Genomic DNA, 24,690 nt, shown 5'->3' with positions numbered 1-24,690 from the left:
CCGCCTGCCCTGCCTGGCGCCAGCCGGGCGTCCTGTTGTGCATGCATAGCTGCTCCCTTCCTACATGGAAACGTAAGACCAGCACGCGCATAAAAAGTTCGGCGCCTGGCCTCGTCTCAGGCTTGCAGTCTATGACTTCCCGCTATTTTTGCAAGCGACTATTTCGCCAGTTCAATCAGCACGGCCGTGTACATCTGCAAGTTCAGCAGCAACTGTTTTTCCGTGATGAACTCGTGCTCGGAATGCCCCGTGTACACGGTGTGCGGCATGGTGGGGCCGAAGCTGACGGCGTTCGGGAACAACCGCGAATTGGTGCCGCCGCCGATGGCCACCGGCTGCGGCTTGGCGATCCCCGTGTAATGTTCGAAAACGGATAGCAAGGTGGGAATCTGCGGCGCGTCCGTCTGCAGCCACGGCTCGCCGATCTGCACCTGCAGCGCGGCCGGTACCTGGCGCCGCGCCTTCCAGCCGTCGAAGGCGGCCGTCACCTGCTGCTGCAGCACGGCTGCCGTCTTGCCTTGCGGACGGCGCAAATTGATATTGAGTTCCAGTTCCCCGCCTTGCTGCTTGAGCACGGTAGGCGCCACCGTCATCGGCCCCATGAAACCGTCGCGGTAGGCGATCTGGCCGAAGCGTTCGCCGTAAATACCGGTGCCCACCAGTTCATTCAGGAACGACAGCATGTCGGCCGCCTGCGTGCCCTGCCACGGCTGCACGGCCAGGGCGTCGGCCAGCATGCTGATGGCGTTGACGCCGTCTTCCGGCTTCGACGAGTGGGCCGACACGCCCAGCGCCGTCACGCTCAAGGTGCCGCCATCGCGCGCATACGTGTAGCGCACGCCCTGTTGCCGCTGCGCGCGGGCGCGGATGGCCGCTTCCAGCGCGGCCGGCGCGCGTTCGATGACGGCGGTGGCGTCTTCCGGGATCTGGCTGCCGAAAAAGCCGCCCGTCAGGCTCTTCAGCACGGGGCCGCCCTCGGCCGGCAGTGCCGTGCGCGGCGGCAAGGTCAGCTTGATGGAGCCGTAGCCTTTCTCGGCCGTCACCACCGGATATTCCGCATCGATGGTGATGTTCACCTGCGGCGGCGTGTGGGTTTTCAGGAATTGTTTCAGCGGTTCCCAGTCCGATTCCTCGGCCATGTACACGTACAGCTCGATGCGCTTGCTCAACGGCACTTGCTTGTCCTGGATGGCTTTCATCGCATACAGGGCCGTGGCGATGGGGCCCTTGTCGTCTTCCGTGCCCCGTCCCAGCAATTTTCCCGGTTCGCTGGTACGGTCCAGCTCGAATGGCGAGCGGGCCCACTTGGCGGGATTGACGGGCTGCACGTCGCCGTGCGTGATCACGCCCACCCGCTCGCTGCCCTTGCCCATGCCAATGATCACCACGTGGCCGTGATCGTGGAAATCGAATCCCAGGCGCTGCGCCTCGGCCGCCAGGTAGCGTTTAAAACCCGCGTGCTGGGGATTGTCGGCAAACGGCACGGCCGGGTCGGCCACCGTGTTGAAACTGACCATCTGCGCCAGGCTGGCGATCAGCGGTTCGGGATAGGTGGCCAGCGCGTAGCGGGCCGTCTCCTGCGCCTGCGGGCTGACGGGAGCGGCGTGAACGGAGGGCTGCAGCAGCAGGCCAAGCAGGGACAACAGCAGGGGTTTCTTGAACATGGCGGGGCGCGTGAAATGGGGAGGCCCACTCTAGCATCGCCCGCACCGATTTCCAATCGCTACGAGTTTTTTACCGATCAGTACGCAAATTCCCGATTCGCATTATCATGTGCACAGCCTGTCTTCCCCGCCACGCCGTCATGGGTGACCCTGCCGGCGGCAGGGGATAGACAAATCGTCCATTGTGATTTTCCACCACGTCCCGATATCGCTACCATGATTCCATTTTCCATACTCGACCTGGCGCCCATCGCCGAAGGCAGCAACGCCAGCCAGTCGTTCAAGAACACGCTCGACCTGGCGCAGCACGGCGAACGCTGGGGCTTTAACCGCTACTGGCTGGCCGAACACCACGGCATGCCCGGCATCGCCAGCGCCGCCACGGCCGTCGTCATCGCCCATGTGGCGGCCGGCACGACAACCATCCGCGTGGGCGCGGGCGGCGTGATGCTGCCGAACCACTCGCCGCTCGTCATCGCGGAACAGTTCGGCACACTGGAAGCGCTGCACCCGGGCCGCATCGACCTGGGCCTGGGCCGCGCGCCCGGCTCCGACCAGACGACGGCGCGCGCGCTGCGCCGCGACCTGCAGTCCAACGCCGAACAGTTCCCGCAAGACGTGCTGGAATTGATCGACTACATGTCCGACGAGCCGCGCCAGCGCGTGCTGGCCGTGCCCGGCAAGGGCGCGAAAGTACCCGTGTGGATACTCGGTTCCAGCCTGTTCGGCGCCCAGCTGGCCGCCCACCTGGGCTTGCCGTACGCATTCGCCTCGCACTTCGCGCCGCAGATGATGATGCAAGCCGTGGCCTATTACCGCGAACACTTCAAGCCGTCCAAACAATTGGCGCAACCGTACGTGATGCTGGGCTTTAATGTGTTCGCCGCCGACACGGATGCCGAAGCGCACCTGCGCGCCACGTCGATGCAGCAAGCGTTCGTCAACCTGCGCACTGGCCGCCCGTCGCGTCTGCAGCCGCCCGTGCCCGGCTACCTGGAGCAGCTGGGCCCGCAGGAACGCGCCATGCTCGATTCCGTGCTGTCGTGCACGGCCATCGGCGCACCGGACACGGTGAAGGCAAAGATGGCTTCCTTCATCGCCGAAACGGGCGCCGACGAGCTGATGATCACCTCGCAAATCTTCGAGCACCAGCACCGGCTGCGTTCGTATGAAATCACGGCGCAAGTGCATGCGGAGCTGGCGCGCGCGCAGTAACTTCACTGTCTCCCCCGGTATTTCCCCAAATACCCTTTTCCCGGCCGTCGGCAACGATCGCCGGGATTTTTTTGCTCACGCCCAGTAGCAAAATCGGCCGCGCCCGGCAAGAACTACGCCACCCCGCTATCATGCTCATCCAAAAGCATCATTCCAAGAAAGTTGTATCGCATGAAATCCGCACCATCGTCCGTCGACGCCAGCACCCTGCTGAGCTCCACCCGCATCCTGTTGTTCGCCCTGTCCGCCGGCGTGCTCGTCGCCAGCCTGTATTACGTGCAGCCGCTCACGTCCATGCTGGCCGCCTCGTTTGGCGTCAGCGTGCCGCAAGCCGGCTACCTGGTCACGGCCACGCAGATCGGCTATGTGCTGGGCATCGTCTTCCTGGTGCCCCTCAGCGACGTGCTGAACCGCCGCCAGTTGCTGACCTGGATGCTGGTCGCCAAGATCGGTGCCCTGCTGCTGGCCGCTACCAGCCAGAATATTATCGTCTTTGCCATCGCCAGCGTCTTGATGGGGATCACGGCCAGCGCATTGATGGTCGTCACGGCCATGGTGGCGTCGTATGCGCCCGATCACAGCCGGGGCCGCATGGTGGGCACCGTCATGACGGGCTTGTTGTTGGGCATCTTGCTGGCGCGTACCGTCTCCGGCACCGTGTCGCAGATCAGCGGCGGCTGGCGCACCGTCTACGTGCTGGCTGCCATCGTCGTGGCCGCCCTGCTCGTCATGCTGCGCCGCATCCTGCCGAACGAGGCACCACGGGGCACGCTGCAATACGGCAAGCTGATGGCCTCGCTGGCCGACATCATCCGCCAGGAACCCTTGCTGCGCCAGCGCGCCCTGTTCTCGGGCCTGGGCCTGGGCACCTTCAGCGTGTTCTGGACGGGCCTGACCTTCTTGCTCAGCGGCGCGCCGTATCACTACTCGGAAATGCAGATCGGCCTGTTCGGCCTGGCGGGCGCCACGGGCGCCTTTGCCGCGAATACGGCCGGCCGCATGGCCGACCGCGGCTATGCGCGCCAGGCCACCTGGCTGCTGGCCGTCGCCTCGATCGCGGGCTGGGCCCTGATCGGCTTCGGCGCCCATTCGCTGGTGCTGCTGTTGATCGGCATCGTCCTGCTGGACATGGGCGTGATGGGCCTGCAAGTGACGCACCAGTCCATCATCTATAAACTGGCGCCGCATGCGCGGGCGCGCGTGACCACCGTGTTCATCGCGGGCGGCTTCATCGGCGCGTCGGCAGGCTCGGCCCTGGCCAGCGCCAGCTTTGCCGCCGGCGGCTGGCCCGCCCTGTGCATGGTGGGCGGCGCCATGCCGCTGTTGCTGCTGTTGGTGTGGAGCAAGTACCGGCACACGCAACGCAGGCTGGAACGGGCAAGCTCAACCTGACCAGCGCAAAAAAAACCGCTCGACAGAGCGGTTTTTTTACGTCCTTACTTCGCCTGCTCACGCGCCTTGCCAAACGCATCGCCCGCCTTCCAGGCCGGCATCTTCGCCGCATTTGCCACCATCTGCCCCAGGTTCAAGGTAAATTGCGCCTGCTGCGTCATGCCGGACAAATCCCAGCTGGCATCGTACTCATCGGTCACCTGATGGTAGCGGGGACCGTAGGCGGCCGCCTTGGCTTTCGACGCGGCCACGTCCTTGATGTAGTCGCGTCCGCCATTGATGGAAAACGCGGGCACGCCCGCCTTGGCAAAACTGAAATGGTCGCTGCGGAAATAACCGCCGGCCAGGTCGGGACGGGCTGGGGCGATATGCATGCCCATGGCTTTGGCCGTTGCCGCCGCCATCGCCCCCAGCTCCGTGCGCTCGCTGCCCTGCGCGCCGATGTCATGCGTGGCGCCCACGAAATTCAGGCTGTCCAGGTTCAGCGCGGCGGCCGTCTTGTCCAAAGGCCACAGCGGATCGGCCGCATAAGCGGCGCTGCCCAGCAAGCCTTGTTCCTCGGCCGCCACCCACAGGAAGATCTGCGTGCGCTTCGCCGGCTTTTTCACGGCTTCCTGCGCCATGGCCAACAAGCCGGCCGTGCCCGAGGCATTGTCGACGGCGCCGTTGTAAATCGTGTCTCCAGCGTCACCTTGCTTGCCCAGGTGGTCCCAGTGGCCGCTGTAGATGACGGCTTCATCTTTCAATGCCGGGTCGGTGCCCGGCACCGTGCCGGCGATATTGAACTGCTCTACCTTGCGCACGATGGACTTCATCTCGCCCGACAGTTTGGCATTCAAGGCGACGGCCTGGAAATCCTTGTTTTCCGCCTTGGCGCGCAAGGCGTCCAGGTCTTGCCCGCCGGCCGCGAACAGGCGGCGCGCCGCGTCTTCCGCGATCCAGCCCTGCAGCGGCGTGCCGGCCGTGCGGTCGGCCAACTGGAAGCGCTCGCTGCCGCTCCAGCTGTTCTGCACGACGCTCCAGTCGTACGAGGCCGACGGTTTCGTGTGGATCAGCAACACGCCAGCGGCACCCTGGCGTTTGGCTTCCTCGAATTTATACGTCCAGCGGCCGTAATAGGTCAGCGCCTTGCTGGCAAAGCGGTTCGGATCAAGCGCGGTCGGCTGCGGGTCGTTGACCATCATGACGACGATCTTGTTTTTGACATCGGCGCCCTTGAAATCGTTCCAGCCCTCTTCCGGCGCCGTGATGCCGTAGCCGACGAAGACGAGCGGCGCGTCAAATGTGCGCGCGGCAACGGAGTCGCCCGTGGCCCACACCCAGTCCGGGCCGAATGCCAGCGGCACGGCCTTGCCGCCCGCCAACGCCTGCAGGCTGCTCACGGCCGGCAGCGACTTCACGCCGGCGATCTGCACGCTCTGGCGGTAGCTGTTGCCGCGCACGGGTTTCAGGCCAGCCATCTGCGCCTGGGTTTCCAGGTAAGCCACCGTCAGGTCGGCACCGCGCTGGCCCGTGCCCCGGCCTTCCAATAAATCGTTGGACAGGAAGGCCAGGTGGGCGCGCAGGGGCGCTTCCTGCACCACGGGCAAACTGGTAGCGGCTTGGGCGGAAAACGCCAGCGCCGTCAAGGCGAGGGAAGAAAACAGCTTCTGCATAAGATCCTTTGGGTAAGAGGAGACATTCAGTCCGGCGGATGGCCGGGCCGGCGATTGTATGCCATGGGGAAAGATGCATCAAAATGCGGACGAAAAAAATCCCCGCGGCAAGGCGGGGATGTCATCGAGGCGTAATTTACACCAGCAAGGCGGCCGCCAGGGATTCGATCTCTTCAGCCGATTCCTCGAGGATGGTGTGCAAGGTGCTGCCGCCGATGCCGAAATCGATCTTCGCGGCCGCCTGGCGCCGCTCGGCGCTTTCCGGCGGGTGCAGGGGCGAACCGACGGGCGACAGATCGTTGGCCAGCACCAGGGTCGCGCCCAGGGTGCGGGGCGGGAACGGGCTGCCGCCGTGCCACATGCCTTCCACTGCTTGCAAGACCATGTCGGGCACTTGCAACTGGCGCAGCACGCCGCGGCCGATCAGTTTTTCGCCGTATTCGATCCAGTCTTCGGTATTGTCGTCGAGCAAGCCCGGATATTCCTCGGCGCGCGACAACAGATAAAAGCCGCCCACTTCGTGCACGATGGCGGCGAACATGGCCGTTTCCACGTCCACATGCGTGACTTTCCGGGCGATCACCTGGCTCAGCGCGGCCACATGGGCCGTGTGCTCCCACAGTCTGGCCGCCTTGGCGCGCAATTGCGGGTCCGTGATCTGGCTGCCCAGCTGGCGCACGATAACGGACGCCACCATCGACTTTAATGTGGCAAAGCCCAGGCGCGAAACGGCTGCGCGCACATTGGCGATTTCATTGCCGGAACGGTTGTAGGCGGCCGAGTTGGCCAAGGCCACGACCCTGGCCGACAGCAGCGGCTCGGCCATGACCATGCGGGCGGCCGCTTCGATATGGCAATCGGGGTCGTCCAGCGCTTCCTGCAGCTTCAAGGTGGCCTTGACGTTGGCGGGGAACGTCAGTTCGCCCTTGCTCGCTTGCAGCGCGATAATCTTGAATACTTCCAGTCTGTCCATGGGTCTGTCTCCGGTACGGGCCTATGCAGGCTCTGCTGTGTGGATGGGCCGGGAATGCGCATGTATCCCCGGCCCTGCTCCCGTTTCCGGCAATATTACAGCAAGTTCAAACGCAAACCTATTACTTTCCGGAAACTTTTCCTGCCACGCCTTCGACAAAATAATCCATCTTCGTCAGCGCCACATCGTCCAGCACGCCTTTGTCCAGGCGCACCTTGCCATCGTTATCCTTGATCGGCGCGCTGAAAGGATTGAGCTTACCAGCAACCAAGTCTTTCTCGCGCGCCAATACAAACTGTTTCACGTCAGCGGGCACGGCCGTGTTGATGCCTTCCAGCTTGACCATGCCATCCTTGATGCCGCCCCAGGTGCTGCTGGACTTCCACGTACCGTCCAGCACGGCCTGCGCCTGCTTCGTGTAATAGTCGCCCCAGTGATGGGTGACGGCGGCCAGCTGCGCCTTCGGCCCGTACTTTTTCATGTCCGAGTGGTAGGCGATCGCATACTTGCCCTTCTCTTCCGCCGCCTGCACCACGGCGGTCGAGTCCGTGTGGTGGGTGACCACATCGGCGCCCTGGCCGATCAGGGTGATGGCCGCGTCGCGTTCCTTGCCCGGGTCGAACCAGCTATTCACCCACACCACTTTCACTTCCGCCTTCGGGTCGACGCTGCGCATGCCGCGCGTGAAGGCGTTGACTCCCTGCAACACTTCCGGGATGGGAAACGCCGCCACGTAACCGGCCACGTGGGTCTTGCTCATCTTGCCTGCCAGCACGCCAGCCAGGTAGCGGCCTTCATAAAAACGCGCATTCGTGTTGGCCACGTTGACGGCCGTCTTGTAGCCGGTCAAGTGAATGAACTTCACATTAGGAAATTGTTTCGCCACTTTCAAGGTGGGATTCATGTAACCGAACGAGGTCGTGATGACCAGCTTGCTGCCCGTTTGCGCCAGGTCGCGGATCACGCGCTCCGCATCGGCGCTCTCCGGCACGTTTTCCACAAACTTGGTGCTGATCTTGTTGCCCAGCGCCTTTTCCATTTCCTTGCGCGCCTGATCATGCTGGGTAGTCCAGCCCGCGTCGCCGATGGGGCTGATATACACGAAACCGACGTTCAACGGAGCGGTGGCCGGTGCGGCGGCCATGACGGGCATCAAAATGGCACTGCAAACGGCGGCGCATACTAGTTTCTTGGACATGGTTTTCCTTGTGGTGAGTGATTAATTTCCGGGACTGAAATTTTTCCCCAGCGAAGCGGGCATGTTGAGCTTGATGTAATTGGCATTGCTGGAAATGAGCACGAGCACGACGATGGCCGCCACATACGGCAGCATCGACAGCAGTTGCGACGCGATGGGCACGCCCAGCGCCTGCGCGTGGAAGGTCAGGATCGTGATGCCGCCGAACAGGTAGGCGCCGCCCACCACGCGCGCCGGGCGCCAGGTGGCAAACGTGGTCAGCGCCAGCGCGATCCAGCCGCGCCCGGCCACCATGCCCTCCACCCACAGCGGTGTGTACACGAGCGATAAAAACGCGCCGGCCAGGCCGCAGCAGGCGCCGCCGAACAGCACGGCCGCCAGGCGGATGCGGCGCACGGGGTAGCCGAGCGCATGCGCGGAAGACGGCGACTCGCCCACGGCGCGCAGCACGAGTCCCGCCCGCGTGCGGTACAAGAACCAGGCGATGGCCACGCACAGCAAGAGCGACAGATACACCATCGGATGCTGGCGGAACAGGGCCGGCCCCAGCACGGGAATGTCTTCCAATAAAGGGATGCCGAAGCGGCCGTTGTGCAAGCTGTTGCCCACGTACTTCAAGCCGATGTACGTGGACGCGCCTGCGCCGAACAGCGATAAAGCCAGGCCCGTCGCGTACTGGTTCGTGCCCAGCCACACGGTCAGCCAGGCAAAGAAGCCGGACAGCACCATGCTGGCGCCTGCCCCCGCCAGAAAGCCCAAGGTGGGGCTGCCCGTATTGACGGCCACGGCAAAGCCCGTGATGGCCGACACCAGCATCATGCCTTCCGCGCCCAGGTTCACCACGCCCGCCTTTTCATTCACCAATAAACCGAGGGCGGCCAGCATCAGCGGCGTGCCCGCATTGATGCTGGCGGCGATCAAGGGCGCGATGGTGAGCAGCAAGTTATCCATGTTTCCTCCAGCGCAGTTTGTATTGGATCAACACGTCGCAAGCGAGCAAGGCAAACAGCAGGATGCCCTGGAACACGCCCGTGATGGCGCTGGGCAAGCCCAGGCGCGATTGCGCCAGTTCGCCGCCGATATAAAACAGGGCCATGACGAAACTGGAGAAAATCACGCCCACGGGATGCAACCGCCCCACGAAGGCGACGATGATGGCGGCAAAGCCGTAGCCGGGCGACACCGTGGGCGTGAGCTGCCCCATCGGTCCCAGCACTTCGCACGCGCCCGCCAGGCCCGACAGGGCGCCGCAGATCAGCAGCGACGACCACAAGGTCTTGCGCGAGGAAAAGCCCGCATAGCGGGCGGCGGCCGGCGCCATGCCGCCCACGCGCAGGCGGAAGCCGGCAATGCTTCTGGATAAATACAGCCAGCCGCCCAGCGAGGCCAGCAAGGCAAACACGATGCCCACGTGCAAGCGCGTATCGCTGATCACCATCGGCAACAGCAAGCCGTCGGACAGCAGTTTCGATTGCGGAAAATTGAATCCTTCCGGGTCGCGCAGCACGCCGTACACGAGATAGCTGAGCAGCAATTGCGCGATGTAGACCAGCATCAGCGAGACGAGGATTTCGCTGGCGTTGTAGCGGTCGCGCAGCCACGCCACCAGGCCCGCCCACGCCATGCCGCCCGCCATGCCGGCCAGCAGGGACACGCCGATGATGGCCGCGCCACCGATTCCGTCATCGAGGTACAGGGCCGCCGCGCCGCCGCAGATGGCGCCCAGGGTCAGCTGCCCTTCCGCGCCGATGTTATAGATGTTGGCGCGAAAGCAGATGGCCAGGCCGACGGCGATCAAGAGCAGGGGCGCCACCTTGAGACCCAGCTCGGACCAGCCATGCGCGTCGCGCAAGGGTTCGACGAAGAACACGGCCAGGCCCGCCAGCGGATCGTGTCCCAGCGCAACAAACAGCAGCGCGCCGCACAGCACGGTCAGCAGCACGGCCAGCACGGGCGACAGCCACGACATCAGCCGCGACGGTGTGGGCCGGGCTTCCAGGCGCAAGGCGAACTTAGCCATGGGCGACCTCCTGCGGCCACAGCCCGCTCATCCATTGCCCCACGAGATCGACGCTGGCCTCGCCCACCTCGAGCGAAGGTGAAATTTTTCCTTTTGCCATCACCAGCAGGCGGTCGCTGATTTCGAACAATTCATCGAGTTCCTCCGACACGATGAGCAGCGCGCAGCCCGCGTCGCGCAGCGCCAGCAGTTCGGCGCGGATTTGCGCGGCTGCGCCCACGTCCACGCCCCAGGTCGGCTGCGCCACCACCAGCACCGTGGGCTCGCGCATGACTTCGCGTCCGACTATGTATTTCTGCAAGTTGCCTCCAGACAAGCTGCGCGCCAGCGCCTGCGGCCCGCCCGCCTTCACCTGGAAGCGGGCGATGATGGCGGCCGCCCGCTGCGCGATCACGCCACGGCGCACGAAGCCGTGGCGGATGGTGGCGGGTGTCTGCAAGCTCAACAACACGTTGTCGGCCAGCCCCATGTCGGGCACGGCACCGCGTCCCAGCCGCTCTTCCGGCACGAAGCCGAAGCCCAGCGCGCGCCGGCGGCCCGGTGGCAAGCGCCCGGCAGGCGTGCCGTTCAGCACGATGCTGGCCGGAGCCGCGCGCATGTCCTCGCCCGACAGGGCCGCCAGCAATTCCTGCTGGCCATTGCCGGACACGCCAGCGATGCCGACAATTTCTCCCGCGCGCACGTCGAAATTGATATCGATCAATTGCGTGGCGAACGGATGGCTCTTCGGCAAATCCAGATTGCGCACGCTCAACATGGCCGCGCCGGGCGTGCGCGCCACACGGGTGACGGCGGGCGGCTCGGCGCCGATCATCATGCGCGACAGGCTGGCTGCCGACTCTTGCGACGGGTCGCACACGCCCGCATTCTTGCCGGCGCGCACCACCGTGCACGTGTGGCACAGGGCGCGGATTTCGTCGAGCTTGTGGCTGATGTACAGGATGCTGCAGCCTTCGGCCGCCAGCTGGCGCAAAGTCATAAACAGTTTTTCCACGGCGCCCGGCGTCAGCACGGACGTCGGTTCATCGAGGATCAACAGTTGCGGCTTGGCCAGCAGGGCGCGCACGATTTCCACGCGCTGGCATTCGCCTACAGAAAGCGTGTGCACGTGGCGCTGCGGCTCCAGGTCCAGGCCGTACTGGCGCGCCGTGTCTTCGATGCGCTGCGCCAGCTCCGCCATGTTGGTGCCGGCGGGCAAACCGAGGGCGATGTTTTCCGTGACCGTCAAGGTATCGAACAGGGAAAAGTGCTGGAACACCATGGCGATGCCCAGCGCGCGCGCGGCCGACGGGTTGGCGATCGCGACCTCGCGGCCGTTCCACACGATGCGCCCGCCATCGGGCTGCACGGCGCCATAGATGATTTTCATCAAGGTCGATTTGCCGGCACCGTTTTCGCCGAGCACGGCGTGGATCTGCCCCGGCGCGACGGTGAGACAGATGCCGTCATTGGCCACCACGGCCGGATAGCGCTTGCTGATATCGAGTAATTCCAGACGTGCCGTCATTGTTTTTTTCGTGCCTCGCTGCGGGGGGAGCCGGCATAGCCGCCGGTGCAAAAAATCAAGCTGTTGTCTCTATCGTATCGGCATCCGCGGCGCTTGGGGGCGGGCGTGGCGGCGCGCTTTTCTATTTCCGCAAAAAAACAACACCTGTATACAATTTTGAAAAAAATTATCAGCTTTACAGCGGCCGCCTTGCCCCGCAAGGGCGAGAAGGTGCGATGATTATATGCAAGAACTGATAGTAAGTATGCAGATAAGACATATCGCCCGACGCGGCGCTTCTCGCATCATGGATTGAACGGCGCGCGATGCCCCATCGCAGCGCTTCATGCGGGCTACGCCCCCTGCTATTTCATTTCCCGTTTTCCAACACCGCCATCAGGAGCCGAAAGTGCCAAAAACCATACCGTGTCTGTTGCTCTGCCTTACTACCACCCTGGGCATGGGCGCGACCGCCCAGGCTGCCGAATGGAGCGATACCGCGCTGAGCTGGCGCGCCGGCAATGACTACCGCGAGCCGTTCAACCCGGACGACATCAAGAAAAACATCTTTGCCATCACGCACGCCAGCGGCTACAAATACGGCAGCAACTTCGTCAACCTGGATTTCCTGATCTCCGACAGCAAGGACCCCGGCGCGCTCGGCAAGACGTCCGGCGCGCAAGAGGCCTACCTGGTCTACCGCAACACCATCGACATCGGCAAGGTGCGCGGCAGCGACATCAAGTTCGGCCCCGTGCGCGGCGTTGGTGTCACTCTGGGCTTCGACGTCAACACGAAGAATGACGTGGGCTACAACTCGCGCAAGCGCATGCTGGTGGCCGGCCCCACGCTGATGTGGGACGTGCCCGGCTTCTTCAACACCAGCCTGCTGTTGCTACGCGAAAGCAACGCCCCCAGCGGCGCCTTCCCGCCCATCTCGCAAGTGACGGGCCGCTACACATTTAAAACGCACGCCATGCTGACGGGCGCCTGGGCCATCCCGCTGTCGCCGCTGTTCTCGTTCGAAGGTTTCTTTAACCTCATCGACTCGAAAGGCAAGGATGAAGTGGGGCGCGACACGGCCGTGGAAACGAATATCGACATGCAAGTGATGTACGACGTGGGCGCGGCCCTGGGCAGCGCCAAGAACACCTTCCGCGTGGGCCTGGAATACCAGTACTGGAAGAACAAGTTCGGCAACTCGCCCGCCACCACGGGCAACGTGGGCCAGACGGCCAGGACACCGATGATACGCGCGGAGTACCATTTCTAAGAATCATTGTCACGCATCAACACCCACCTTCGCGCCTGATGCCAGCATGAAGCTTTCCAGCTGGCGGAGAGCGCGAACGTGGAACAACTGCTGCCGTATTACGAGCGTGAGCTGGGCCTGTTCCGCCAGTACACGCGCGCGTTTTCCAGCCGCTATCCGAAGGCGGCCGGGCGCCTGCTGATCGCCGGCGAGACGTGCGAAGACCCGCACATCGAGCGGCTGATCCAGTCCGTCGCCCTGCTCACGGCCAGGGTCGCCAAGCGCCTCGACGACGCCTATCCGCAATTCACCCATTCCCTGCTTGAAACTTTGTACCCGCACTACCTGCGGCCGTTTCCTTCATGCTCCATCGTGCGCATCGCGGCAGACGAAGCGCACGCTGGCGGCCAGCTGGCCCAGGTCGCGCATGTTCCACGCGGCACGGTGCTGCGCTCGCAGCCGGTGCAGGGCGTGGCCTGCAAATTCACCAGCACATACGACGTAACCCTGGCACCGCTGGCTATTTCTCGCCTGCATTTCTCGCCGCTCATCGACGCGCCGCCCGGCCTGCGCCTGCCCGACGGCGCCAGCGCCTTGCTCAGCATTCAATTCACCAGCAGCAGCGACAACTACCATCTCGATCAAACAGGTTTTGCCAGCCTGCGCCTGTTTGCCGATGGCGAAGCGTCCGTGCGCGCGGCGCTGCTCGACGCCCTGTTCCTGCGCGGCGCGGGCGCGTACGTGGCGCTGGACGAGCACAGTCCGTGGCTGGCCGTCGACGGCACCTTGCTTGCCCCGGCCGGCTATGCGGACGACGACGCGCTGATCCCCTTTTCCGCCCGTTCGCACCCGGCCCTGCGCCTGCTGACCGAGTACTTCGCGTTTCCCGAAAAATTTCATTTCATCGATATCGACTGGTCCCTGCTAGCCGCCCTGCTGCCGAAACAGTGCCGCCAGTTCACCATGCACCTGCCGCTCAAGGGCGTGCGCAGCGACAGCCACGAGGCGCGCCTGCTCTCCGGCGCCAGCCGCGACAACCTGCTGCTGGGCTGCACGCCCGTCGTCAACCTGTTTGCCAAGTCGGGCGTGCCGATCCGCCTCACGCACACGGAACCCGACTACGCGCTGGTGGCCGATGCCACGCATGCGTTTGCCTACGACATCCACAGCATCGAGACCGTCACCGTGGTGCGCAAGGACGAAGCCGGCGAGCGCCTGAGCACCTTCTTGCCGCTGTATGCCTCGCTGCAGGGTTCTCAGACAGAGCATGGACAATACTGGCTGGCGCGCCGCGACGAAGCCGTGGCCGCCATCAGCCCCGGCCATGAAATGCGGCTGAGCCTGATCGACCCGCAGTTTTCACCAGACAGCGCGGCCTGCGCCACCGTCTCGACGCAGCTGCTGTGCAGCAACCGCGACTTGCCCACCCACCTGCACTACGGCTTGCCCGGCGGCGACTTGCTGGCTGAAGACGTGCCCGACGGCATCCCCGCGCGCTTCCTGCGCAAGCCCACGCCCAGCCTGCGTTTCCTGGCGGACAATGGCGCCCACTGGCGCCTGATTGCGCACCTGTCGCTCAATTACTCGGGCCTGACGCAAGCGGGCCTGGGCGAATTCCAGAAAATGCTCAGTCTGTACGACCTGCCCCGTTCGCCCACCACGCAACGGCTGATCCAGGGCATCGTCACGCTCGAACACGGCAGCACGCGCGCGTGGATGCCAACGCTACCGTTTCCCACCCTGATGCCCGGCATCGGCATCCGCCTGGGCATCGACGAGCAAGCGTTTGTCGGCAGCAGCGTGTACATCTTCGCGCAGGTGCTGCAGCGCTATTTCGCCCTGAACAGCCAGCTCAACTGCTTTAGCCAACTGACGCTGCTATCCCGGCGCAGCGGCGAGGAAATCCTTCGATGCCCAGAACGCAGCGCCGACGCCACGCCAGCGTGATCCAGCAATTGCTCGACGCGCCGCAGCGCTTCGAGTGCTTCCAGGCGCTGCGCCTGCTGCTGGCGTGGCTGGCCGAACACGGCATCGATGAGCACACGGCGCTGGCAAAGCGCGTGCGCTTCGACAACAGCGTCTCGCTGCGCTTTCCCGCCAGCCAGGTCGAAGCGCTGACCACAGATGGCATCGCCGATGCGGATGCCTTGCTGCAGGCGCTGCTGTCGGGTCAGTTACCCCATATCCACCTCACGCCCACCTTCATGGGCCTGCTGGGCTGCCAGGGCAGCTTGCCCAGCCACTATTCGGAGCGCATCGTCGGGCATCAATACAGCGAACGCGACACCAGTGCACGCGCGTTTCTCGACCTGTTTTCCAGCCGCGCCGTGGCCCTGTTTTATCAGGCCTGGCAAAAATACCGCATCGAACAGGCCGGCCACAGCGGGGACTTCCTGTCGCGCCTGCTGGACCTGGCCGCATGCCAGCCGGGCCAGGGTCAGGACGAGGCGGCGGCCGGCCTGTACAGCGGCTTGCTCCAGCAATGCAACATCTCGTCCATCGTCATGGCGCGCATCCTCGCCGACCACTTCGGCGTGCCCTGCCATATCGACGAGGCGACGGGCGCCATGGACGTGCTGGCGCCGCGCGAACAAACGGCGCTGGGCATGGCCAATGCCGTGCTGGGCCAGCGCGCCACCGTCGGCGAGCGCTGCCGCCGCCCCGACCTGGCCGTGCGCCTGCGCCTCGGCCCGCTCACGGCAGAGCAGCACGCCAGCTTCCTGCCGCGCGCCCCTGGCAGCGAGGCGCTGCGGCACATGCTGATGCTGTTCGGCCAGCCGCTCGTGCGCTACGACATCGTGCTGGTGCTGCGCGCCAGCGATGTGCGGGGAATGGCGCTGACGGCCACCGGGCAAGCTGGCCTCGGCCGCAACAGTTTCCTCGGCGATGCGGCAACGCCGCGCCACCGCGATGACATGCACTACGCAATGCAATTGATGCCCTCATTCAACGATTGAACCTTGCTGCCGCGCAAAACGCTTGTGTTCGCTATTGCTACAGTCAGCCAACGATCCCTACCGTGAAGCGATGCACGATGAGCCAGTTCCCCGATACGACGGCGGCATGCACGGCAATAACGGGTGACATGCAGGGCCAGCGCTTGCTGCGCCTGCACTTTCCGCATGGCGACGGCCCCGCCGGCATCCAGTTCCTGGCCAACAGCCTGGCCGCCAGCGAAAGCCTGTCGCGCGATTTTTCCTATGTGGTGGAAGTATTGTCCGACGACGCCGCCATTGCGCTCGACAAGGTGATGGGCAAGATGGCAACCGTCGAACTGGTGCGCGAAGACGGTACCTTGCGCTACTTCAACGGCTATGTATTCGAATTCCGCTTCCTGCGCACGGACGGCGGCTTCGCCTTTTATGAAATGGTACTGGAGCCATGGCTGGCGCATCTGCACTTGCGGCAAAACAATGTTGCCTTCCACGGCTTGACGGTGGCGGCGCTGACGGACAAGGTCTTCGATACCTATCTGATGCGCGACTACAAGCTGGCCGCCAGCGGCCTGGACCCCGCCATCACCTACACGTGCCAGCACAACGAGAGCGACCATAACCTGCTGCACCGCCACTGGGAGCAGCTGGGCTGGCACTACCGCTACGAACACCGCCTTGACGGCCACACCTTGTGGCTGGACGACGACAGCACCACCGGCAAGCCCATCGATGGAGAATCGAACGCCATGCCCTTCCAGCACCAGGCCGGTTCCCTGGAGGACGACGGTGTGCATCAATGGAGTACGGTACGGCGCATGGCGCCTAGCCAGATGACGGTCGCCAGCTTCAATTTCAAGAATCCGCGTAGCGCCCGCGCCAGCCGCCACTCGCTGAACCGGCAAGGCGCCGTGCCGTCGCTGGAAGTATATGAAAACACGGGCAGCTACGGTTTCAAGAACCTCGACGATGGCGAGCAGCTGGCCCAGCGCCGCATGGAAGAGGTTGATGCCCAGGGCCAGCTGTTCGAGGCGCAAGGCAACGACCGCACGGCGCAGCCAGGACGCTGGTTCACGCTGAACGGGCATTTCGACAGCGCAGCCAGCGAATACCTGATCCTGTCCGTGCACCACTACGCCAGCAACAACTATCAGCAGGGACACGGCGCCACCTCGCACTACAGCAACACATTTACGTGCATCGCCCGCGACATCCCCTGGCGCCCCGGCCGCAATTTTCATAGCCGCGAACCGAAGATCTACGGCGTGCAGACGGCCACCGTGGTCGGGCCGCCCGGCGAGGAAATCCATACGGACGGTTACGGGCGGGTGAAAGTGCAATTCCACTGGGACCGCCTGGGCACCTTCGACGACAAGAGTTCGCCGTGGATACGCGTAATATCGAACTGGGCCGGCCCGAATTTCGGCCACATCAGCCTGCCCCGGGTGGGCATGGAAGTAGCCGTCCAGTTTCTCGACGGCAACGTCGCCATGCCCATCATCATCGGCTGCATCTACAACGCGCGCAATATGCCGCCATGGGACTTGCCAGCGAACAAGACACAAAGCGGCATGCTGAGCCGCTCGTCAAAAAAGGGTTCCGCCGCGCACGCCAACGCCCTGCGTTTCGAAGACCGCAAGGATGCGGAAGAGCTGTGGCTGCATGCGGAAAAAGACCAGCGCATCGAAGTCGAGCACGACGAATCGCACTGGGTCGGCAACGACCGGCGCAAAACCGTCGACCGCGATGAAACCGTGCACGTCAAGCGCGACCGCACGGAAACGGTGGACCACGATGAAGACATCACCGTGCACAACAACCGCCGTGAGCGCGTAGACCACGACGAACACATCGACATCGGCGACAACCGCCGCGAACACGTGGGCGGCAACGAGCAGGTGCAGATCGACGGCCACCGTTCGGAACGGGTGACCCTGGCCAAGGATGAAACGATCGGCCTGGCCAAGATACTGACCATCGGCGCAGCCTACCAGACCACCGTCATCGGCGCCATGAACACCACCGTGGTGCTGGCGCAGGCCGAGCAAGTCGGCCTGACGAAAAGCGTCATCGTCGGCGCCGACAGCACGCTCACGGCCACCGATTCGCACACGATGACGGTGGGCACGTCCAGCATCACCATCACGCCGGGGCGCATTGAACTGGTTGCCGATGAAATCATCATCCGCGGCAGATCGAAGGTGCAGATCCACGGCGACGACATCGACAACAACCCGGGCTGACGATGAACGACGCCGGCACAGCCCATTTCAATATCCCCAACCTGCTCTTCGACAACCGCACGCCGCACGCGGCCAGCCAGTTCGACATGGTCGACCAGTTTGGCGAGGCCTTTCATGTGGTGGTGGCGCGCATGGGCTACACCTTGGGTCCCTGCGGCGCGGACGGCCTGGCCAGCCTGCTGCCCATGGCGCGCCAGTCGCCGCTGGCCACCGAAGACCGGCATCTGGATGGCGACACGCAGGCGGGCACGGTGCAGGAAAGCGACTTCGCGCCCTACAAGCCGCGCTGCGACGTGATCGTCAATGGCGTGGCGCACGCGCCGCGCGGACAGGCGATGCCGCAATTTCTCGTCAATTTGAAAGTGCAGTCAAAAAAGAAAACCCTGATCGACAAGACCCTGCAAGTAAGTGGTGAGCGCGCCTTCCGCAAGAAAGCCATCCTCACGCGCCTGGCCCAAGGCTGCGCCCGCATTGCCACGGCGGGCTTGCTGCGGCCCAATCCGTGGCACTTGTCCACGCCTGAACCGTTCCTGCAATTGCCGCTGCACTACGCCTACGCCTATGGCGGGCAATGCCGCATCGAGGCCGACGACTGCAACGCGGCGAAGCACGATTCCTGCCAGGCCAATCCGCTGGGGCTCGGTTTTGCGCGGCACTGGTATCTGGACGGAAAACATATCGATGAGGTGCCCGCACCGCGCATCACGCAGCCGTCGCTGCCGTGCACGGCCGCCCAGTTCTGGCAAGGCGCGGGCGGCAAGGAGCTGCCCGCGCCGGCGGGGCTGGCCGCTATCGGCCGAGGCTGGCTGCCGCGCCGCGCGCTGGCCGGACACATCGTGGAAAAAGACACATGGGGTGCCGATGAAGTCCCCTTGTTACAGCAAGACTTCGATTTCGCGTACTGGAACAGCACGCCTCCCGACCAGCAATGTCCGTACCTGGCGGGACTGGAACAATTTACGCTGACCAACCTGTGCCGCCACGACCATCCGTCGGCTCGCATCGACCCGCGCGGCAACACCGTGCTGCGCTTCGCCCTGCCCCAACAAGTGATGTGCCTGCTGCTGGCGGACAAGAACAACCAGTTGCTCGTCTGGCGCCTGGCCATCGATACGGTGCTGATCGACCCTGAGGCGGCCAGCGTGGAGCTGGTGTGGCGCGCCATCGTGCCAGCCGACGCGGGCCAGGTCGCGTCGCGCCTGCTGCACATGATGGAGCCGGCGCAGATCGCGCGCATAGCACTGCTGGAACAGGCCCAGGAAACACTGGGCAAGGCGGCCAAGCAAGGTAAAAACAATGACGAATGAAACCGTCACCAAAGCCTCGCGCTTCTATTGCGTCAGCCTCAGCCCCGACATTTGCAAGACGCCCGTCGGCTCCAGCACGCCCCCTATTCCCTACAACATCATCGGTGAATTTGCGGAAGCACAAAACGCCTCGCCCAACGTCAAGTCGCACAGCGAGCCCGTCATCCTGCACCAGCGCAGCACCATTCCCACCGTCAAGGGCGATGCGGCAGGCAAGGCGGGCGGCGTCAAGAGCGGCACCGTCGGCAAGCAGGTCGACACCAAGGTCGCCAGCCCCATCCACCGCGCCAACGGCGCCAGCCTGGTGCAGATGGGGCGCGAAGTATGGATGAATTCGCGCAATACCGTGGGCAAGATTTATGAGCGGGGCGCGGAGGCGGCCAAGCCCGTGCTCAAGGAACTGAAGGCGGCGATACGGGAAGCGGCACAAGACTACAAGGATCATGGCTCCAAGAAAATGCATGGCGCCGCCGAAGATATAGTGGACGCGGGCGGCGCCGTCCTGACAGGCAGCGCCGTCTTGGGCGTAGCTGGCGTTGGCGTGGCGGCAACGGGAGTGGGCGCCCCCGTTGCCGCCGCGATGGAAGCGGGGGCGGCAGCAGGCACCGTTGCCGGCACGGCGACCGTTGCCAGTGGAACGGCAGTGGAAGCCTCTGCCACGGTGCTCGACCAGGCGGCCGATTACATATTGACAGGCAAGACACCAGATCTACTGAGCACCGCTGCGGACATCGGCATGAATGTCGCCGGCAACGTATTGCAAACGGCGCTCTTCAGCAAGATTCCCGGCGGGAAAATACTGAGCAAGTTTCTCGGCAAGAAAACGGCGCCGACCATCAACAAGGTCAAGGACAAGCTGGTCGGCAAGAAACCGGACAAGCCGCCCCCAAAACTCGACAAACCTCCCCCGAAAAACGGCGGCGACGACGGCAAGAGCCGTGGCAAGAAGGAACCGAAATCGGAAGCCCCGTCCGACTGCTGTCCGAAAGATAGCGGCCCCGCGAAAAAACCCGTCAAGGGCCGAAAGCCCGTGCATTTCGGCACGGGCCAGGAAATCCTGTACCAGACGGATTTCGCGCTCGAGCGCAGCATCCCCATCGCCTGGACGCGCTGCTACCGCTCCGGCGCCGAATGCGAAGACTGGGGCTTGCTGGGCGCGCGCTGGTCCACGCCCTACACCACCAGCCTGTCGCTGTGCGAAGCCGGCATCGTGTTTCACGACGACAGCGGCCGCGCCCTGCGCCTGCCCCACCTGGAAGCGGGCCAGCAGCACGACAGCCGCAAGGAAGGTTTTACGCTCACGCGCGACGGCGCCGACACCTTTACCGTGCTGTGGCGCGACGGCAGCGTCGACCGCTACGCGCGCGCTGAAGGCGGCTGGCTGCCGCACGGCTACGACGGCGTCAACGCCATGCTGGCCCCGTCGGCGCCGATTGCCGCGCAGCGTTTTGCGCTCGTGCGCAGCGAAGGGCGCGATGGACGCGGCGTCAGCATCGACCGCTTCATGGATGCCAAGCCGGGCGAAGTGCTGCTGCGCCTGCGCAGCGACGATGGCAGCGTGCTCGAAGCCATGCGCGGGGAGACGGAAAAGGCCATCCACATCGGGAGTATCGACGAGGTATTACCCGACGGCAGCCGGCTCTGCCATGTCCGCTACGCCTATGCCGTTGAGACGGTCGGTAGCCAGCCGCCCTTCGCGCCCCGCTACAACCTGGCCAGCCAGTCGAATGCGCTCGGCGACACGCGCCGCTACAGCTATCGCCACCACCTGCTCACGTCGTGCAGCAGCTACACAGGTTTTACGTACGAACTGGAATGGATCAGCCTGGACGCGCTGCGCGCCCGCTGGCGCGGCTCGCCATTGAGCGAACAGGAACTGGCGCAGCACCATCCCGTCACCGTGGCCAACAGCTACCAGGCGCGCGCCATCGCCACGCGCGCCCGGGATGGCAGCGAGCATACGCGCATCGATTACGTGGACAACGACACGAGCCGCGTCACGGAAAACGGCGGCGTCCTCGAATACACATTCGACGCTAACTGGCTGGTCACCGAAGTGCGCCGCGTGATCGACGGCAAGGCCGCCTCGCTGGGCCGGCGCGAATGGGACCGCGATGGCATGCTGCTGGCCGATATAGCCGCCAACGGCGCCGCCACGCGCTACGCCTACGATGCCGCCGGCAACCTGACCCGCAGCACCGATGCCAAGGGCAACAGCAGCAGCATCGGCTACGACGGCCAGAACCAGCCCGTCGCCTTCACGGATGCGCTGGGCAATACCACGCGCCGCGAGTACGATGCGGCAGGCCGTCCCGTCAGCATCACCGATGCGCTGGGCCACGTCACGCGCTACCGCTACGACCAGCGCGGCCAGCTGGTGGAACTGATCGACGCCAGGGGCGGCAGCAAGCATTTTCAGTACAGCCGCCAGGGCTGGCTCACCGCCTACACGGATTGCTCCGGCCATACCAGCGAATATGCCTACGATGCGCTGGGTCGGCTGGAAGCGACGTGCGATGCGCTGGGCCATGCCACGCGCTACGAGTATGACGCGCTGGGCCGGCTGATCCGCCTCACGGCGCCCGATCAAACCCGTGAACAGTACGCCTACGATGCGGACGGCAATCTGGTCTTGCACGAGGATGGCGCCGGCCAGCAGACGCGCTACCGCTACAACGGCCAGGGCTTGCCCGTGGAACGCACGGACGCCATCGGCCAGACGGTGCAGTACCGCTACGATGCCGCGCTGCAACTGACGGAATTGATCAACGCCAAGGGCGAAAGCTACCGGCTCGCGTATCACGCGGAAGGCTGGCTGGTGTCGGAAACAGGCTTCGACGGCAAGCGCACGCAATACAGCTATGACCAGTCCGGCAACCTGACCGCCACCGAGTGCGGCAGCCAGCGCACGCAGCTGCTGCGCGACGCGCTCGGTTTGTTATCCGTCAAGACCACGGCGGACGGCGTGGTGCGCTACGCCTACGATGCGCTGGGGCGGTTGACAGCCGTATCCGCGCCGCAAGCGGAACAGCGCTTTGTCCACGATGCGCTGGGCCAGCTGACCGAAGAGCGCAGCGCATATTTCCTGCAATCCCTGCCCGACGTCGGCAGGCTGCCCAACGCCCCGCGCGCGCCGGACGCCAGCTTTGTCATGACGCACTCTTATGACGAACTGGGCAACCGTATCCAGACGGTTTTGCCGAACGGCCGCCGCATCGATACCCTGCGCTACGGTTCCGGCCACTGGCATGGCGTGCTGTGGCAAGGCCAGACCGTAGTCGATGTCGAGCGCGACAAATTGCACCGCGAAAAACAGCGCACCCTGGGCAACAGCGGCCTGCTCGCCACGCGCCAGTACGATCCGCAATCGCGGCTCACGCAACTGACCCTCGCACGCGACGCCGACGCACCCGCCCCCGTGCGCGAACGCCGCTTCGAATACGATGCGCAGGGCAACCTGACCACCATCTTTCAAACGGGCGCCACCGCTGCCGGACCGCTCGGCAACCTCAGCTATACCTACGATCCCGTCGGCCAGCTGCTTGCCGCCGTGCAACCGGGCCTGGCGGAACGGTTCGCCTTCGACCCCGCAGGCAATCTGGTCGACAAGGCTCCTGCACCCGGCAACGTCCTGAACAACTACGGCGATACCGACTACGCTTACGACGAGCAAGGCAACGCCACTGGCAAGCGCTTCCATCCGCCGGGCAGGGACTCGACCTGGAGCGAGCTGGAGCTGCAATACGACGCCGAAAACCGCCTCAGCCACGCCACCAGGACGGAACACCAGTCGCGCCACCGCGCCCACTACTTTTATGACGCCTTCAGCCGCCGCATCGCCAAGCGGGTAGAAGAAGCACGCTGGAGCAAGCAACAAGACATCAGCAAAGACCAGCCTGCCCGCACGAGCGCCACCACCACCCTCTTCGTCTGGGACGGCGACACGCTGGCGCAGGAACTTGGGCAGGAAGAGACGGTCACATACGTTTACGAGCCGGACAGCTTCGTGCCGCTGGCCAGGATCGCTTCGCCAGCCTGCCGCCAGGCAAGCGCCGTACACCTGCCGCGTGTGGCGCAATGGGATTTACCGGCCACCCGGGACGACGCCGACCTGCAGGCGGCGATTGCGCAAGAACAAGCGGACACCGAAGCGCTGCATGTCTCCGCATGGCAACACATCCAAGCGGCAGCCGACGGCGCGGCAGCACACGACCGCATCACCCATTACCACTGCGACCACCTGGGCACGCCGCGCGAACTGACGGATGCGCAAGGGAACGTGGTCTGGAGCGGGCGTTACAAAGCATGGGGGCGCTTGCTGCACGTCGAGGGAGAAATCAAGCAGCCGCTGCGGTTTCAGGGGCAGTATGAGGATGGGGAAACGGGGCTGTTTTACAATCGTAATCGGTATTATGAACCGAATTGTGGGCGTTATGTCAGCCAAGACCCGATCGGCCTTTCCGGCGGACTGAATGGTTATGCGTACGCACAAAACCCCATCCACTGGAACGACCCGCTAGGGCTGGCAAAATGCAGAGTCATCATCAGTGCCGCGGACGAAATAAGAAATTTGCCCGCATTGCACAACATGCTCCCCAGCAAGATCAGAAATATTTTACGGAACAGAGGATACACGATGGTAGGTTCCAGAAATAATGCAACAGAATCAAATACAGCAGGACAAGTCTGGACAAAAAATCTGCCGGACGGATATACAGCATCAGTGCGAATTGATCCAGCGGAAAGTCGCTCACCACCACTAGGACGTGCTGATGAAGTACCGCACGCCCATAAAGAAATTGTCCCTACGTCCAGCGTATCAAACGGAAATTATGGGCCTCCAAGGCTCTCCGGATCACTCTTATGCGACGATACTGGAAACATCGCGATGCAGGGTGATTTTAAAGGAATGCATATTGAGATAAAAAAAGGGAAATTGAAATGATGAAAAACACCTCAATAAAAAATACAGCATCAAACTCAGAAAACATGGACAACCTAGATGTTAAAAACATACTAAAAATACTTAAACAAAAGGAAACCGAAAATAAATTAACCAAAGAACAAATTGAAATTATAAAAAAAATTGGAAATTCCGAAAAAGACAAAGAAATTGTCTGGAGTTTGCTTTTTGAAATAGACCCAATAGAAAAAATACTCAATATTGCAAAACAAGAAACGCAAAAAATTTATACCTTTGCAGGACATCAAATTATCTCAAATGAACTACGTCATGCGATAGCATATGTATTACTAAAGTCAAATAATGAAGATTTTAAGAAAATGATTCACAACCTGACGTCAAGCAAATCTAACGCACTGAAATTAATAGCATCAGAATACTATCTATAC

Annotated in this window: 16 protein-coding genes; 9 read left to right on the top strand and 7 right to left on the bottom strand. The window is 63.4% G+C overall.

Annotation, left to right across the window (positions count from 1 at the left end; translation table 11 throughout):
• Window positions 1–158 precede the first annotated feature (158 nt).
• Window positions 159–1,664, bottom strand: coding sequence for a dipeptidase (locus AC07X6_RS05995; protein WP_494790381.1), 1,506 nt, complete (start codon window positions 1,662–1,664; stop codon window positions 159–161).
• A 216-nt stretch (window positions 1,665–1,880) separates the two neighbouring features.
• On the opposite strand from AC07X6_RS05995, the gene AC07X6_RS05990 reads away from it, so the two are divergent.
• Together AC07X6_RS05990 and AC07X6_RS05985 are read left to right on the top strand one after the other, a co-directional pair.
• Window positions 1,881–2,879: an LLM class flavin-dependent oxidoreductase gene (locus AC07X6_RS05990; protein ID WP_494790380.1), complete on the top strand. Its 999-nt coding sequence runs from the start codon at window positions 1,881–1,883 to the stop codon at window positions 2,877–2,879.
• A gap of 171 nt (window positions 2,880–3,050) precedes the next feature.
• Window positions 3,051–4,271 (top strand): MFS transporter, encoded by a 1,221-nt coding sequence (locus tag AC07X6_RS05985; RefSeq protein WP_494790379.1) that lies wholly within the window; start codon window positions 3,051–3,053, stop codon window positions 4,269–4,271.
• Window positions 4,272–4,315: 44 nt separating this feature from the next.
• Here AC07X6_RS05985 and AC07X6_RS05980 read toward each other — a convergent pair whose 3' ends face one another.
• From AC07X6_RS05980 to AC07X6_RS05955, 6 genes are all read right to left on the bottom strand, one after another.
• On the bottom strand, window positions 4,316–5,926 hold the full coding sequence (locus AC07X6_RS05980; protein WP_494790378.1) for a M28 family peptidase: 1,611 nt from the start codon (window positions 5,924–5,926) through the stop codon (window positions 4,316–4,318).
• A gap of 136 nt (window positions 5,927–6,062) precedes the next feature.
• Window positions 6,063–6,899 carry an HDOD domain-containing protein gene (locus AC07X6_RS05975; RefSeq protein ID WP_230538651.1) on the bottom strand — a complete coding sequence of 279 codons (837 nt, stop codon included), beginning with the start codon at window positions 6,897–6,899 and terminating at the stop codon, window positions 6,063–6,065.
• A 121-nt stretch (window positions 6,900–7,020) separates the two neighbouring features.
• Entirely contained in the window at window positions 7,021–8,097 is a 1,077-nt protein-coding gene (locus tag AC07X6_RS05970) for a BMP family ABC transporter substrate-binding protein (protein WP_494790377.1), read from the bottom strand.
• Window positions 8,098–8,118: 21 nt separating this feature from the next.
• Window positions 8,119–9,048, bottom strand: a complete 930-nt coding sequence (locus AC07X6_RS05965) for an ABC transporter permease (protein WP_230538653.1) — start codon at window positions 9,046–9,048, stop codon at window positions 8,119–8,121.
• Window positions 9,041–10,117 (bottom strand): ABC transporter permease, encoded by a 1,077-nt coding sequence (locus tag AC07X6_RS05960; protein WP_230538654.1) that lies wholly within the window; start codon window positions 10,115–10,117, stop codon window positions 9,041–9,043. Before AC07X6_RS05960 ends, AC07X6_RS05965 begins: the two co-directional genes overlap by 8 nt.
• A complete protein-coding gene (locus AC07X6_RS05955) occupies window positions 10,110–11,624 on the bottom strand; it encodes an ABC transporter ATP-binding protein (RefSeq protein ID WP_494790376.1) in 1,515 nt (504 codons plus the stop codon). Before AC07X6_RS05955 ends, AC07X6_RS05960 begins: the two co-directional genes overlap by 8 nt.
• Before the next feature lie 439 nt (window positions 11,625–12,063).
• On the opposite strand from AC07X6_RS05955, the gene AC07X6_RS05950 reads away from it, so the two are divergent.
• The 7 genes from AC07X6_RS05950 to AC07X6_RS05920 form a co-directional block, all read left to right on the top strand.
• Entirely contained in the window at window positions 12,064–12,876 is an 813-nt protein-coding gene (locus tag AC07X6_RS05950; RefSeq protein ID WP_230538824.1) for an outer envelope protein, read from the top strand.
• A 78-nt stretch (window positions 12,877–12,954) separates the two neighbouring features.
• Entirely contained in the window at window positions 12,955–14,802 is a 1,848-nt protein-coding gene (gene tssF / locus AC07X6_RS05945; RefSeq protein ID WP_494790375.1) for a type VI secretion system baseplate subunit TssF, read from the top strand.
• Window positions 14,766–15,812, top strand: a complete 1,047-nt coding sequence (gene tssG, locus AC07X6_RS05940) for a type VI secretion system baseplate subunit TssG (RefSeq protein WP_494790374.1) — start codon at window positions 14,766–14,768, stop codon at window positions 15,810–15,812. The genes tssF and tssG overlap by 37 nt, the downstream gene beginning before the upstream one ends.
• 77 nt (window positions 15,813–15,889) lie before the next feature.
• On the top strand, window positions 15,890–18,031 hold the full coding sequence (locus AC07X6_RS05935; RefSeq protein ID WP_494790373.1) for a type VI secretion system Vgr family protein: 2,142 nt from the start codon (window positions 15,890–15,892) through the stop codon (window positions 18,029–18,031).
• Window positions 18,032–18,033: 2 nt separating this feature from the next.
• A complete protein-coding gene (locus AC07X6_RS05930) occupies window positions 18,034–19,338 on the top strand; it encodes a DUF2169 family type VI secretion system accessory protein (RefSeq protein ID WP_494790372.1) in 1,305 nt (434 codons plus the stop codon).
• Window positions 19,328–24,283, top strand: coding sequence for an RHS repeat-associated core domain-containing protein (locus AC07X6_RS05925; RefSeq protein ID WP_494790371.1), 4,956 nt, complete (start codon window positions 19,328–19,330; stop codon window positions 24,281–24,283). The genes AC07X6_RS05930 and AC07X6_RS05925 overlap by 11 nt, the downstream gene beginning before the upstream one ends.
• The coding region (locus AC07X6_RS05920) for a hypothetical protein (RefSeq protein WP_494790370.1) at window positions 24,280–24,690 on the top strand (411 nt) is incomplete at its 3' end. The genes AC07X6_RS05925 and AC07X6_RS05920, both read left to right, overlap by 4 nt.

Source organism: Janthinobacterium sp. GW460-12-1-14-LB5 (assembly GCF_059423585.1).
Note: the sequence above shows the minus strand (reverse complement) of the source record. Positions and strands in the feature narration are given on the sequence as shown.